This is a genomic window from Shouchella phoenicis, assembly GCF_047238345.1.
In the GTDB taxonomy this organism is placed as follows: Bacteria; Bacillota; Bacilli; order Bacillales; family Bacillaceae_D; genus Shouchella.
Window position 1 is genome coordinate 1,708,351 of record NZ_JBDFMQ010000001.1, and the last position, 13,412, is coordinate 1,721,762.

At 39.5% G+C, this 13,412-nt stretch carries 13 protein-coding genes and 1 riboswitch; of the genes, 10 read left to right on the top strand and 3 right to left on the bottom strand.

Annotated features, from left to right (window positions below; all coding sequences use genetic code 11):
- Window positions 1-58: 58 nt before the first annotated feature.
- From ABC361_RS09280 to ABC361_RS09300, 5 genes are all read left to right on the top strand, one after another.
- Complete coding sequence (locus ABC361_RS09280; protein WP_413073717.1) at window positions 59-1,732, top strand: sensor histidine kinase; 1,674 nt, start codon at window positions 59-61, stop codon at window positions 1,730-1,732.
- Window positions 1,726-2,499 (top strand): response regulator transcription factor, encoded by a 774-nt coding sequence (locus tag ABC361_RS09285; RefSeq protein WP_413073718.1) that lies wholly within the window; start codon window positions 1,726-1,728, stop codon window positions 2,497-2,499. Before ABC361_RS09280 ends, ABC361_RS09285 begins: the two co-directional genes overlap by 7 nt.
- A gap of 100 nt (window positions 2,500-2,599) precedes the next feature.
- The gene (locus ABC361_RS09290) at window positions 2,600-3,451 is read left to right on the top strand and encodes an aldo/keto reductase (protein ID WP_413073719.1); all 852 of its coding nucleotides are present in this window, start codon (window positions 2,600-2,602) and stop codon (window positions 3,449-3,451) included.
- A gap of 186 nt (window positions 3,452-3,637) precedes the next feature.
- Window positions 3,638-4,528, top strand: coding sequence for a YitT family protein (locus ABC361_RS09295; RefSeq protein ID WP_413073720.1), 891 nt, complete (start codon window positions 3,638-3,640; stop codon window positions 4,526-4,528).
- 88 nt (window positions 4,529-4,616) lie between these two features.
- A complete protein-coding gene (locus ABC361_RS09300; protein ID WP_413073721.1) occupies window positions 4,617-5,621 on the top strand; it encodes an NADP-dependent oxidoreductase in 1,005 nt (334 codons plus the stop codon).
- A gap of 46 nt (window positions 5,622-5,667) precedes the next feature.
- Here the strand turns inward: ABC361_RS09300 and ABC361_RS09305 are convergent, their stop codons facing one another.
- Window positions 5,668-6,804, bottom strand: a complete 1,137-nt coding sequence (locus tag ABC361_RS09305; protein ID WP_413073722.1) for an MFS transporter — start codon at window positions 6,802-6,804, stop codon at window positions 5,668-5,670.
- 155 nt (window positions 6,805-6,959) lie between these two features.
- On the bottom strand, window positions 6,960-7,532 hold the full coding sequence (locus ABC361_RS09310) for an RDD family protein (protein WP_413073723.1): 573 nt from the start codon (window positions 7,530-7,532) through the stop codon (window positions 6,960-6,962).
- A 169-nt stretch (window positions 7,533-7,701) separates the two neighbouring features.
- On the opposite strand from ABC361_RS09310, the gene ABC361_RS09315 reads away from it, so the two are divergent.
- The gene (locus tag ABC361_RS09315) at window positions 7,702-9,255 is read left to right on the top strand and encodes an ABC-F family ATP-binding cassette domain-containing protein (RefSeq protein WP_413073724.1); all 1,554 of its coding nucleotides are present in this window, start codon (window positions 7,702-7,704) and stop codon (window positions 9,253-9,255) included.
- A 39-nt stretch (window positions 9,256-9,294) separates the two neighbouring features.
- Here ABC361_RS09315 and ABC361_RS09320 read toward each other — a convergent pair whose 3' ends face one another.
- Complete coding sequence (locus tag ABC361_RS09320; protein WP_413073725.1) at window positions 9,295-9,783, bottom strand: GNAT family N-acetyltransferase; 489 nt, start codon at window positions 9,781-9,783, stop codon at window positions 9,295-9,297.
- A gap of 136 nt (window positions 9,784-9,919) precedes the next feature.
- Window positions 9,920-10,034, top strand: a riboswitch (TPP riboswitch).
- A 155-nt stretch (window positions 10,035-10,189) separates the two neighbouring features.
- Between ABC361_RS09320 and ABC361_RS09325 the strand changes: the two genes are divergently transcribed.
- The 4 genes from ABC361_RS09325 (at window position 10,190) to ABC361_RS09340 (ending at window position 13,412) form a co-directional block, all read left to right on the top strand.
- Window positions 10,190-10,942 (top strand): 3-oxoacyl-ACP reductase, encoded by a 753-nt coding sequence (locus tag ABC361_RS09325; protein WP_099300661.1) that lies wholly within the window; start codon window positions 10,190-10,192, stop codon window positions 10,940-10,942.
- Between the two features lie 19 nt (window positions 10,943-10,961).
- Entirely contained in the window at window positions 10,962-12,269 is a 1,308-nt protein-coding gene (locus ABC361_RS09330; protein WP_413073726.1) for an LLM class flavin-dependent oxidoreductase, read from the top strand.
- A 65-nt stretch (window positions 12,270-12,334) separates the two neighbouring features.
- Window positions 12,335-12,610 (top strand): GNAT family protein, encoded by a 276-nt coding sequence (locus tag ABC361_RS09335; RefSeq protein ID WP_413073727.1) that lies wholly within the window; start codon window positions 12,335-12,337, stop codon window positions 12,608-12,610.
- 265 nt (window positions 12,611-12,875) lie between these two features.
- Window positions 12,876-13,412 carry a D-glycero-alpha-D-manno-heptose-1,7-bisphosphate 7-phosphatase gene (locus ABC361_RS09340; protein ID WP_413075746.1) on the top strand — a complete coding sequence of 179 codons (537 nt, stop codon included), beginning with the start codon at window positions 12,876-12,878 and terminating at the stop codon, window positions 13,410-13,412.

A 13,412-nucleotide genomic window follows, 5' to 3' on the forward strand; every position in this document is an offset into this window, starting at 1 on the left:
GACTGCTTTCAACAGAAGGCAGTCATCTTTTCATTCTAGCTGTGGGAAGGAGCGATCTATGAAAATAAAGAAATTAAAAGACGAAATCCAGCGCTCTTTTTTCATGTACGCGATCGGTGTCCTCATCTTCATTTTTATTGTTTACGGGCTATCCCTTGCTGTCAGTTTTCAAAATTCCATTGTGGATCCCAGTAATCGTAGTCATGAAGAGCTTATCGATCAACTAGATACCGGCTTTACGTCGTATTATCAAGGAGTAGCAGAACTAGTGGAGAACGACACGATTCATGCATTCCTTCAAACCGGCGATTACAGTCGAGAAGTATATGAGAAGTTGTATGATTTTCGGAATAACGAAGACCTATATGCAGAGTTTGTTTTACTTGATAAGAATGAAACCCTCGTCGCTACAAGTTTCTATGATGGAATGGAAGACGAAGTCAGGCGAAGTATCGTGTTAAACAACCTCATTCAAAAAAGTAACGAACAAGGGATGTTTGGTCAGCGGTTAAATCAACAAATAAGAAATCAGAATGATCATGTGTCATATGTCATTGCTTCTCCTGTCATCGAAAATGACGAGATTAATGGCTATGCGCTATTCTTTTTAGAACAACTATCATTCGCTAATCGACCTTATACGTACGTCATTGATTCAAATGAGAATGTTGTGTTTACAAATCAAGATTTTGGCGTGACTTCTTTAGGAAAGCTAAATATGCCGTTGAATGGAAAATGGGTTCGCCATGAAGGAGAAGATTTCTATCTAAAAGAGACGGTTTTAACGCAACTAGGTCTTAAAATCATCACATTAACGCCTATTACCATTTACTGGTTTTTATTGTTTTATGGGATTGCTTCCATCCTAATCAGTAGCTTTGTCATTCTATTAATGGTTTGGTTTGTCACTCCAAAAATTATTACATCTTCGCTACAACCATTTGATCGTTTGGTGGCATTCATGCAAGCAAAAAAGGATCAGCCATTTTTTCAGGCAGATCATCAATATGAAGAAGTCCAAACCATCTATGAAGAATACAAAAGTCGAGTCTCGGAAGTAGAACGACTTATGGTTGAAAACGAAACTATTTTGGAAAAGAAGAGAATAAGTGAGATGAAGCATCTGGAAGCAAAGTTTAATCCCCACTTTTTGTTCAATGTGCTCGAGATGATTAAATATGAGATACACACCGATCCAGAAAGTGCCTCAGATATGGTTGTGAAAACGGCAAAACTGATGCGCTACAACGCAAATTTTGGCCAAACGATCGTGACACTTAAAGAAGACATTACTTATTTAGAGGATTATTTCTCCTTACAGAAGATGAGGTATGGGAAGCGGCTTGACTACCAAATTGATGTGAATGAAGAATTATTGACGGATGCGCGTATTCCGAAATTGCTTCTACAGCCATTAATTGAGAATGCAGTGAAACACAATATTAATCAAGTGAGCAAACTGTTTATCCAACTTACGGTTAGAAGAAAAGGGAACAAGTTGTTCATAACGTTGTTTGACAATGGCCTCGGAATTTCAGCGCATGAGCTTAATGAAATAAGAGCAATTTATAGTGGAGAAAATGAAGCACAAGAGCAAACAGGTCTCCACACTGTTCATCAATTAATTACACTTTTATACGGACACTCTTATGGATTACATATGGAATCCACACTCGAGAAGGGGACCACTGTGTCTATAACACTACCATTTAAGGAGAGAGGGATATGTTAAAAGTTGTTATTGTAGAAGACGAGCCCATTCTATTAAAGGGACTGCTTTATCGAGTGGACTGGTTTAAGAATGATTGTGTGGTGGTCGGAACCGCCGAAAGTGGGGAAGAAGGCTGTCAATTAATTCGGGACACTCAACCTCACATTGTTATTACAGATATTCGGATGCCCTTTAAAGATGGAGTAGAAATGTTGCAAGAGACGAAATCCAGCTATCACTATGAAGCGATTATTCTTTCTGGTTATAGCGAATTTGCCTACGCCCAGCAAGCAATCCGACTAGGCGTCCATAATTATATGCTTAAACCTGTTGATCTAGGAGAACTGGAACAATCACTCCAAGAACTAGTGACGCGTATTCATGAAAAACATCAAGTCAACCGATCAAAAACGGCGCTTCATGTTCTCCATTTAAAAGCAGAATGGGAACAGCCTGCTACCTATACTGCTGCTGCGATTGGCTATATTAAGGAACACTATCATCAAAAGGTCACCCTTGCTATGGTAAGCGAAGCGATTGGGCTTTCAACAGTTAGCATAAACGCAAAAATCAAACAAGTGACAGGTTATAGTTTTAACGAGCTGTTAACCAGGTATCGTCTTTTAAAAGCGGTCGAAAAACTCCAAAATGAAACGAGTCTTATATACGAAGTGGCTGAACAAACTGGGTTTAGTGATTACAAATATTTCAGCCAAGTCTTTAAAAAGTATGTCGGTCAGTCACCAAAGCAGTTTATGCAAGAGGGGGAAGTTGACACATTCAATTAAATTGAGAGAATTAGGCAATATTTCAATAAGAATAGGTAAAGAATCTCCGAACACTTCCGTTATACTCGTTCTATATAACTAGCATAATGGAGGGAATAGTATGAAAACAATAACGCTAAACAATGGTGTGAAGATGCCAATACTTGGATTCGGCGTTTTCCAAATGACTGATGAAAATGTATGTGAAAAAGCTGTTCGTGATGCATTACGGACAGGTTATAGACTGTTTGACACTGCTGCCTCTTATTTGAATGAACAAGCAGTAGGCCGAGCACTTAAACAAAGTAACGTACCAAGAGAGGAACTTTTTATTACAACGAAATTATGGGTACAAGACACAGGTTATGAAAAAACAAAACAAGCATTCGCAAGATCTCTTGAACGACTTCAATTAGACTATTTGGACTTGTATTTAATTCACCAGCCATTTGGCGATGTTCATGGTTCTTGGCGAGCAATGGAAGAGCTATATATAGAAGGCAAAATTAAAGCGATTGGCGTTAGCAATTTTCAATCAGATCGCTTAATCGATTTAATCGTTCATAATAAAGTCGTACCTACAGTGAATCAAGTTGAAACACATGTCTTTCATCAGCAAGTTGATCCTGCTCATTTTATGAGTGAAAACCAAGTCCAAATTCAATCTTGGGGACCTTTTGCGGAAGGAAAAAATCATTTCTTTCAGAATCAAACACTAGCGATGATTGCACAAAAACACAAAAAAACAACGGCTCAAGTCGCTTTACGTTGGCTCATTCAAAGAGGAGTTGTGGCTATTCCAAAATCGATTCATAAAGAAAGGATCGTTGAGAATTTCACTATTTTCGACTTTGAATTAAGCACGGAAGACATGAAACAAATTGCTTCATTAGATCGAAAAGAGAGTCTGTTTTTCTCACATAGAGACCCTGAAATGGTTAAAGCCATTGGAACTCGTCAACTGAATCTATAACCTACTAAGAGCTCTTCCTATGGAAAAGCTCTTTTTTCTGTTCAGACTAAAAAACAGTAGGGGCTGAAACATATTAAGTCCACATAAGATTTAATAAATTAATAAATAATGTCAAAAAAATGTATACGTATAGAAGAATTTATGGCAAAATGTCCTGACCTACAAAATTATAAGGAGGTTAGTGGCATGAAAAACATGGTTCTGTTAATACTTGGCACAATGTTAGCGGCATTAAGCATCACGCTTTTTGCCATGCCGAATGAAATTGCAGACGGTGGTTTCGTAGGAATTTCGCTCCTACTATATTTTTCTCTAGATATTCCGCCTTCGCTTGTTGTTTTTATTTCTTTCATTATCATTACGTTAATCAGCATGAAATATCTTTCAAGGCAAGTCGTGATTAAGACAGCGATTGCGACACCGTTGCTCTCTCTCTTTACATTTTTAACAGAAGATCTTGGCCAGCCGTTAGGAGACCCACTTGTTGGGGGTATTTTTTTTGGTCTTTTTATGGGAAGTGCATTTGGTTTAATTCTACATTCCGGAGGGTCTTTTGGGGGCTCATCAACAGTTGCGCTCATTTTAAAACGAATATTTGGTTGGGACGTTGTGCTCGTTACGTTTATTTTAGATTTAATTGTTGTTCTAAGTGGTGTCTTCATTATTGGTGTACTTAATACGCTCTACACAATCATTGCTTTATTTGTTGGGAAACTAGCTACCGATTACGTCTTAAACGGGTTTAATGCAAAAAAAGCCTTTCAAATCATTTCGACCCAAAATGAAGAGATCGCACGAAGGGTTACACAAGATTTGTCATCAAGTGCAACGTATATTAATGGTTCAGGTGTGTATGCAAGTCAAGAGCAAAAGATTTTGTACGTAGTTGTGAATAATCATCGTGTTATACACCTTCGTAAGCTGATTAACGATATTGACAGCAATGCGTTTATCGTTGTTAGTAATGTAAAAGATGTGTCTGGTGGAACCTTTTTTGCTAATCAAGTATTTCCTGTTTTATCAGAAGGAGAGGCCGATTTAGAGGAAATGCAACATAAGGGTGAACCGAACCATTGATTGTAAACAGCTTTAACATTTTTCCGTTTAATCAACCACTCATTGAGGAATAGAACGAGTGAGTTCAAATTGAGGGAGGAATGTTTTCATGAAACAACAACAAATCCAGTTACGCGAACGTCCAGATGGATGGCCAAACCAAGAAACCTTTGATTATAAAGAGGTTGATGTTCAGCAACCGAATAACGGAGAAGTAGTCGTGAAAACGCGTTACTTATCAGTGGATCCTTATATGCGTGGTCGAATGAACGATGCAAAATCGTATGTGGAACCATTTCAAGTAGGGGAGCCGCTGAATGGGGGCATTGTAGCAGAAGTAGTTGAAACAAAGTCGAACGACTTAGCAATCGGTGATGTTGTAACCGGTTCTCTCGATTGGCAGGAGTATAATACGGTCTCTGCTAACAATGTTCGTAAATTGAATTTACACGGAGCACCAATGTCTACCGCTTTAGGTGTACTTGGGATGCCAGGTCTTACAGCGTATTTTGGAATGTACCATATCGGTGAACCGAAAGAAGGAGAGACCGTAGTCATTTCCGGTGCAGCTGGGGCAGTCGGATCAATTGCAGGTCAACTAGCAAAACGTAAAGGTGCACGGGTTGTCGGAATTGTTGGTTCGAAAGAAAAAGCCGACTATTTACGCTCCCTTGGGTTTGATGAAGCAGTGAACTATAAGGAAGAACAAGTGGGTGAAGCTTTAGAAAAAGCTTGTCCAGACGGTATTGATGTCTATTTTGAAAATGTTGGTGGAGAGATTTCTGATCAAGTTTGGCCGCTCCTTAATACTTTTTCTCGTGTTCCAGTATGTGGGGCGATTTCAGCTTACAATTTAGAACAAGGTGAAGAGGATATTGGCCGTCGTGTACAAGGTTTTCTCGTTAAATCTCGAGTGAAAATGCAAGGCTTTCTCGTTGGTGATTTTCAAAAAGATTTCAAAGAAGCCTATGTAAATTTATCTCAATTTGTACAAGATGGTGAACTGAAATTCGAAGAAACCATACATGAAGGCATTGAAAAAGTACCGGACGCATTTTTAGGCTTGTTCAAAGGAGAAAATATCGGCAAGCAGCTTGTAAAAGTAAGTGAATAATCGAAAGAGAGAGGCGGTCATATTGTCAGATGATCGCCTCTCCTTTTTATTTTAGTTTCAATGCAATAATAACGACAATCAAAGCAAGGGTGGCGAATGCACCACCTATGGTCGCATTCATTTCAACGATAAACTGATCAATTGTGATACCGCCAACAACCGAGCCAATCGCCATCCCAACGTGCGTGGCAGAATTGTTAATGCTTTGCTGGATGTCTGACGTTTTTGGAGCAGAAGCCACTAAATGTCCCTGAATGGCTGGTGTAATGGTCCAGCTTAAGAAATTCCAAAGCATCAATAACGGGATTAACCATATACCATTATGTGTAAAGAGAGGAATCAAAAAGAGAACAAGCGAAAAGAATGCCAACGCAATCATCATCGTTTTTCGATTTCCGAAACGATCGGATGCAAATCCGCCGAACCAACTTCCACAAATGGCTGCAAGTCCGAACAACAAGTACATTATGCTTATTGTATTCCCTTCGATCTGTAAAGTAGATTGAAGAAAAGGTGTTAAATAACCATAAAGGGTTAAGTGTCCAATAAAAAATAGAATGGAGACGGAATGTACTAAAAATATTTTTGGCTGACCTAACGCACGTAGCTGGGTTCTTAAGGGTACGTATGGTCTGGGCTCAATTTTGGTTAATGTAAAATGGATTAAAATCATTAAAATAAAGGTTACGATGACAATAAAGATAAAAGGCGCACGCCAGCCCCATTCATTGCCGAGAAAAAGACCTAACGGCACGCCAAGCACGAGCGAGGCACTGACGCCCATTAAAACTGTTCCAATTGCTCTAGAGCGGTTTGCCTCCGAGCTTATCTGTGAAGCGATCGTTAAACATAAAGAAACGAGAAGTGCAGCCCCTGAGGCAGATAAAACCCTGGATACCAATAAAACCGTTAAGCTAGTACTAAAAACCGCAATACCGTTTGAAAAAATAAATAGTAAGAGAACAATCATAATTAACTTTTTCCGTTCCACTTTTGCTGTCAATGACAATAAAAGCGGCCCTGCAATCGCAAAACTAAGAGAGAAAGCAGAAATTAATAAGCCTGCTTGACCGAGAGAAATGTTGAGATCGCCTGCTATTAATGGCAAAATACCACCAACAATTAACTCAACTAGACCAACAATAAATGTTAACGTTGTTAATAAGTAAATTCTTTTGTCCAAAAAACCATTCCTCCTCAAAAAAAACAGGACCTCCCCATCGATCGGGAGGCCCTGCATTCAAGCAAACATTTGCCAATTCGCTAACATAACGCCCATAGTTATGTCGCCTTTATCATTGAATAAGTTAGCATGGGTTGGAGGAACTGTCAACTTGACTAGATCTTCTCTCGATAAACCATTTCTGTTTCGTTGGGTGTATCTCTTGTGACGTAGGTACCGGCAATTAAATCGTGAAGTGAACGCCTAGATTTTGAGACACCAACCATAAACGCACTAACAAGCAATAATGCGAAAGATAAGAGTAAGCCTGCCGTTAAGAGCGTTACGTCAGCATTTGATAGGGTTGCTTCTGTAAAGTCCTCCGTCTGAAAAGAGAAAACGGCCCAAATTCTCGTATCTAAAGTAAGAGCAAGATAAATGACTGGTAGAAAAATTGGAAGAACATAAATGAGACCACCGACTACATTCCGCTTAATCATTGTCCAAAGGCGCACGTTGCTGCCATCCATATGAATGATTCGAATAGTAAACGCACGTTTTCCAATTGTATAACCGTACCAGACGATTGGCACTACGAGTAAATAAAGAAATTGAATGATTTCAGTTATGCCGTTTTGCCAAGACGTGATGAACATAAAACCAAGTAACCACGCAATTAGGTTAATAAAGAGTCCATCCAAGATCAAGGCACCTAATCGTACCCAAAAGCCAGCTGGGTTATTTTCCATATGAAATTCCTCCTTTTAGAAAAATATACCATAATTCCTTTTATTCTGTATAAAGTGGCAAAAGAAGAGTCGAGTAGTTGACTCAAAACTTACACTGTCCTCGTAAATGTGGTACAATCTTTAATTGGATCATAAAACGAACTTGTTACAATAAAAGGGTTGATAATAGATGAGTATATTAACGGTAAAAGACTTAAGTCACGGCTTCGGTGACCGTGCGATTTTTCAAGATGTGTCGTTCCGTTTGTTGAAAGGAGAACACATTGGATTAATCGGTGCAAATGGTGAAGGTAAATCAACGTTCATGAATATTATTACTGGGAAACTTATGCCTGATGAAGGAAAAGTAGAATGGTCAAAGAAGGTTCGTGTCGGTTACCTTGATCAGCACACAGTTCTTGAGCGAGGTATGACGATGCGTGATGTGTTAAAAGGAGCTTTTCAGTATCTTTACGACATGGAAGCGGAAATGAATCAAATGTACGACAAAATGGGTGACGTCACGCCTGAAGAATTGGAACGTCTTCTTGAAGACGTGGGCGTCATTCAAGATACCTTGACCAATAATGATTTTTATACGATTGATGCAAAAGTAGAAGAAGTGGCCCGCGGACTAGGTCTAGACGATGTTGGTTTAGAAAAGGATGTGGAAGACTTAAGTGGTGGACAACGAACGAAAGTGTTGCTCGCAAAGCTCTTATTAGAGAAACCAGACATTTTGCTATTAGATGAGCCGACAAACTATTTAGATGAACAGCATATTGAATGGCTCAAACGTTATTTACAAGAATATGAAAATGCCTTTATTTTAATTTCGCATGACATTCCGTTTCTTAATAGCGTTATTAATATTATTTACCACATGGAAAATCAAGAGCTTAATCGCTATGTTGGGGACTATGATCATTTTCTAGACGTACATGAAATGAAAAAGCAGCAATTAGAGGCGGCTTACAAGCGTCAGCAACAAGAAATGGCACAGTTAAAAGACTTTGTTGCTCGTAACAAAGCGCGTGTCTCAACGCGAAACATGGCGATGTCGAGACAGAAAAAACTAGATAAAATGGATGTTATTGAACTGGCAAAAGACAAGCCAAAGCCAGAGTTTAACTTTAAAGAAGCACGGTCAACAAGCAAGCTTATTTTTGAAACAAAGGAGCTTGTAATTGGCTATGATGAACCTTTATCCAGGCCATTAGACTTACGAATGGAGCGAGGGCAAAAAATTGCTTTAGTTGGCGCAAATGGAATTGGAAAAACAACGCTTTTAAAAAGTTTATTAGGCATTCAAACACCGATTTCTGGCTCTGTTGAACGTGGGGATTATCAAGAAATTGGGTATTTTGAACAAGAAGCGAAAGTTTCCAATAATACGTGTATTGAAGAGATTTGGCAAGAGTTCCCTTCTCTTGGCCAAGGAGAAGTTCGCTCAGCGCTAGCAAAGTGTGGATTAACAACGAAACACATCGAAAGCAAGATGGTTGTGTTGAGCGGGGGAGAAAAATCAAAGGTTCGCTTATGTAAGCTAATCAATCGCGAGTCAAATATCTTGGTTCTTGATGAGCCTACGAATCACCTTGATGTGGATGCGAAGGAAGAATTAAAGCGTGCATTGCGAGCATATAAAGGCAGTATTCTGCTCATTTCTCACGAACCAGAATTTTATCAAGATATTGTCACAGAAACGTGGAACTGTGAAAATTGGACAACAAAACTTGTATAAAGAATAAAGCTAAGACCGGCTGAGGTCTTAGCTTTTCTTTTACTCGAAAATGAGTTGGTAAAACGCTAAGTCAAGCCAGCGATCAAACTTATAGCCAACTTTTTCAATCGTTCCATTGTGTGTAAAGCCAAATTTTTTATGCAATCCGATGCTCTGTTCGTTCGTGGCATCAATCCCTGCGATCATCGTTTTATAGCCATCTTGTTTGGCTAACGCAATCATTTCGGTTAGCAGTTGAGTAGCAATTCCTTTTTTTCGTTGATTGGGATCTACATAAATGGAATGTTCAATACTGTATTGATAAGCAGGCCACGCTCGGAACGAACCATATGTCGCGAACCCAATGACGTGATTGTCTTCTTCAAAAACGAGAATAGGAAACTTGTCTTCGATCTTTTGGTTATACCACGTTTCACGCATCTCGAGTGTATGAGGCTCGTACGAATAAACGGAGGTTGTATGTAGAATCGCATGGTTGTAAATGGTAAGAATCTCTTGTAAGTCTTCTTTCGTTGCTTTTCGTATCATGTTGTCAGAAACACCTCGTTATTCTGTTTTTTTACTCATTATAACGGTCGAGTTGAAAAAAGAAAATAGGAAAACAAGAGCAGTCGAAAATTGACGTAAGGGATTATTAAAAATATAATGAATTTGAAAACAATATATGACTAACTAGGGGAGCCCAATGAGCTGGGCTGAGAGGAAAGCGCGATGAGACTTTTTGACTCTTTGGACCTGATCTGGGCAATACCAGCGTGGGAAAGTTATGATGAATCGTCTTCTTTCATTCATTGTGCCGGGGCTAAAACAGACTCGGCACTTTTTTGTTTAGTCTTGATTCTATTAGTGAGAAAAAAAGGTGAGGCAAATGTAAAGATTGGTAGTGTTGAGCGGTTGAGATGTGTATAAAACGAAAAGGATAGGAGCGAAAAAAATGACAAGAACCGTATTAGTAACAGGTGGCAGCAGAGGTTTAGGTGCAACAATTGTAAAAACGTTAGCCAATCAAGGGTATCAAGTTGTGGTCAATTACTATAAAAGCAAAGAAGCGGCAGAGAAACTAGTGTCTGAGATTGGACAAGACCAAAGTATCGCCATTCAAGCAAATGTGACAAACCGAGAAGAAGTAGACACCATGATGGCGCAAGCAACCAATTATTTCGGTCAGATTGATGTAGTGGTAAACAATGCGCTAGTCGATTTTAAATTTGATCCTTCTCAACAAAAGTCTTTTATTAACCTTTCTTGGGACGATTATCAGAAACAAGTCGATGGCACATTAAAGGCAGCGTTTCATGTTGTTCAAAGTGTGCTTCCTCAATTTTTAGAACGCAAACAGGGTTCAATTATTAGTATTGGAACGAACCTTTTTCAAAACCCTGTCGTCCCCTACCATGAATATACAACGGCAAAGGCAGGGTTGATCGGCTTTACGCGCAATCTCGCCTCAGAATTAGGTGTACACGGAATTAACGCAAATGTCGTTTCAGGAGGGCTTTTAAAAACGACTGATGCAAGCGCCGTGACATCGCAAGAGGTGTTTGATTTAATCGCGCAATCCACACCATTAAAGAAGGTAACAACGACTCAAGATGTTGCGAATATGGTCGCTTATCTAGCTTCAGAAAACGCAAGTGGAATAACCGGACAAACGATTACGGTAGATGGTGGTCTCACGATGAACTAAAACAATGGAGGGGAAGGGAATGCATACGTTCGAAAACCAGATGCATCTCGGTGTCTTACTTTATGGCTGTGGACATCATCAAGCAGCGTGGCTTATGCCCGATTCTTACATAGAGGACATTGGGAATATCTCTTACTATCAGACTCTAGCACGATTGGCGGAAAAAGGATGTTTTGATGCGATCTTTTTTGCTGACAATCAAGCGTTTCGAGGAGCCGAGCCAACAGATATGCCAGCTTTTTGGTTTGACCCGATTGTGAAATTAACGGCTATTTCTCAAGTCACGAACTATGTTGGGCTCGTATCCACGGTTTCAAGCACATTTGCAAATCCATTCACAGTATCAAGACAACTGCTAAGTTTAGATCATATTTCTAACGGTCGTGTAGGTTGGAACCTTGTTACTTCAATGACAGATGGTGAAGCGTTTAATCACAGTATGGAGGCGTTACCAGCTCGAGGAGACCGTTACAAGAAAGCGGATGAATTTGCTGCGTTGATGGACAAATTATTTCTTTCATGGGACGCAGATACGTTTCAGCCAAGTCGTGAAGAACACACATTGATTGACCCAACGAATATACAAGCCATTAATCACAACGATGATTTCTTTAAGGTGAAGGGTCCTTCTACTACACCAAGTAGCCCACAAGTAAAGCCCGTTTCAATGCAGGCAGGTGCATCACCGCAAGGGATTGCATTAGCTGCAAAATATGCGGATGCTGTCTATTCAGTTTCGTGGAATTTCAAGCAAGCGAAAGAGTATCGGGAAAAATTAACGAACCAATTAATCCAACATGAACGTGAAGCGAAGCAAATTAAGGTGTTTCCCGGGCTCGTCACGTATGTAGGCCAGACTTATGAAGAAGCGCTTGAAAAAAAGCGAGTGTTAGATAAGCAATTACCGATTGAGGACGCGTTGAAACAGCTGAGTATGTTTGTAAGACAAGATTGTTTTCAATGGGAACTGGATGAAAAAGTCCCTACTTTGCCGCCTTTAGAAGAATTTGATGGACCCATTGGGCGTTACGAAACAATACTTGAAATGATACGTGATAAGAATCCGACGGTTCGAGAATTAGTAGGGTATCTGAATGCGGGTGGGGGGCATTTTACATTAATTGGCACTCCGAAAGATATTGTTGACCAAATGGAAAGGTGGTTTGATGCAGGCGTTGCAGATGGATTTAATTTAATGCCTCCTACTTTACCAGGTAGTTTGACGGATTTTGTTGAGTTCGTTGTTCCTGAGATGCAAAAAAGAGGCCTTTTTCGAATGGCTTATAGTGGAAAAACGTTTCGTGAACATTTAGGATTAACAAGATAGACCGATCTTCAGAATGAAGGGAAGCTTCTATCTACAGTTTGCTATGAGAAGAAAGAGGCAAGTAAATGGATATTCAAAAAGCAACAGATTTAGAGTATGCGGAGTTAGCTGACATTTGGTATCGTAGCTCCATCTACGCGCACCCATTTGTCGATCGATCATTTTGGAGAGGGAAAAAAGAAGAAATGAAAACGGCTTATCTTCCTTTTTTGGAAACTTATACCATTCGGCAGGCGTCCGGCATACAAGGTTTTTTATCTATGGTAGAAAATGAACTTGCTGCACTATTTATTGAACCTGCGTCAATAAGAAAGGGCTACGGGACAGCGTTATTATCATAGATCAAGAACAGGCGAACATGTATTGAGCTAAGGGTGTTTAAAGAGAATCAAGCAGCCATTCGCTTTTATAAAGAGAATCATTTCATTTGTAAAGGGACTGAAATCAATGTAGATACAAACAAGGAAGAGTATCTTATGAAATGGTCTTTACAGTAGAAACCTCTAGAAAGAAGTTGAAACCATTCAGCTTCTTTTTTTTGAGCGCACATATTATGACAAAGAATAGACAGAGTAATAAATGTACGTACATAAGGATGTGAGGACGATAAATCGAGCCGTTTTTTTAGATCGTGATGGTGTGATTAACGAAATTTTAACCAAGAGAGTGAAGTTCGTGAATGAGCCAGCTGATTTTTATATACTGAAAGGTGTACCTGAGGCCATTAAGCAAATAAATGATGCAGGATTTTATGTATTTGTTGTAACAAATCAAGGTGGGATTGGATTAGGGTTTCTTAAAGAAGAGATGTTGCTTCGCATCCATCACAAGATGATAAGTGAATTAAAAGAGATAGGTGCGAGGATTGATGATGTTGCTTATTGTGCACATAAGCCGAATGCAGGTTGCTTGTGTCGGAAGCCTGGGACACAAATGCTTAATGAATTAGCTAACACGTATAATATCAATCTCAATCATAGCGTGATGGTTGGGGATCGAGAGCCTGATATTGAAGCTGGCAAAGCCGCAGGGTGCAAAACCGTTCTTGTAGGAGAGCGAATTCAAAAAAGAGTAAGAGCGAATGCAATGTTTCAAACTTTGCAGGAGGCTACACCTTGGATTCTTGATGAGCTTCAACGATAA

Bases quoted from the DNA above. Each gene is read 5' to 3' on its own strand.
- ABC361_RS09280 (WP_413073717.1), top strand. From the start codon at position 59: ATGAAAATAAAGAAATTAAAAGACGAAATCCAGCGCTCTTTTTTCATG.
- ABC361_RS09300 (WP_413073721.1), top strand. From the start codon at position 4,617: ATGAAACAACAACAAATCCAGTTACGCGAACGTCCAGATGGATGGCCA.
- ABC361_RS09295 (WP_413073720.1), top strand. From the start codon at position 3,638: ATGAAAAACATGGTTCTGTTAATACTTGGCACAATGTTAGCGGCATTA.
- ABC361_RS09325 (WP_099300661.1), top strand. From the start codon at position 10,190: ATGACAAGAACCGTATTAGTAACAGGTGGCAGCAGAGGTTTAGGTGCA.
- ABC361_RS09335 (WP_413073727.1), top strand. From the start codon at position 12,335: ATGGATATTCAAAAAGCAACAGATTTAGAGTATGCGGAGTTAGCTGAC.
- ABC361_RS09290 (WP_413073719.1), top strand. From the start codon at position 2,600: ATGAAAACAATAACGCTAAACAATGGTGTGAAGATGCCAATACTTGGA.
- ABC361_RS09285 (WP_413073718.1), top strand. From the start codon at position 1,726: ATGTTAAAAGTTGTTATTGTAGAAGACGAGCCCATTCTATTAAAGGGA.
- ABC361_RS09320 (WP_413073725.1), bottom strand. From the start codon at position 9,783: ATGATACGAAAAGCAACGAAAGAAGACTTACAAGAGATTCTTACCATT.
- ABC361_RS09310 (WP_413073723.1), bottom strand. From the start codon at position 7,532: ATGGAAAATAACCCAGCTGGCTTTTGGGTACGATTAGGTGCCTTGATC.
- ABC361_RS09330 (WP_413073726.1), top strand. From the start codon at position 10,962: ATGCATACGTTCGAAAACCAGATGCATCTCGGTGTCTTACTTTATGGC.
- ABC361_RS09315 (WP_413073724.1), top strand. From the start codon at position 7,702: ATGAGTATATTAACGGTAAAAGACTTAAGTCACGGCTTCGGTGACCGT.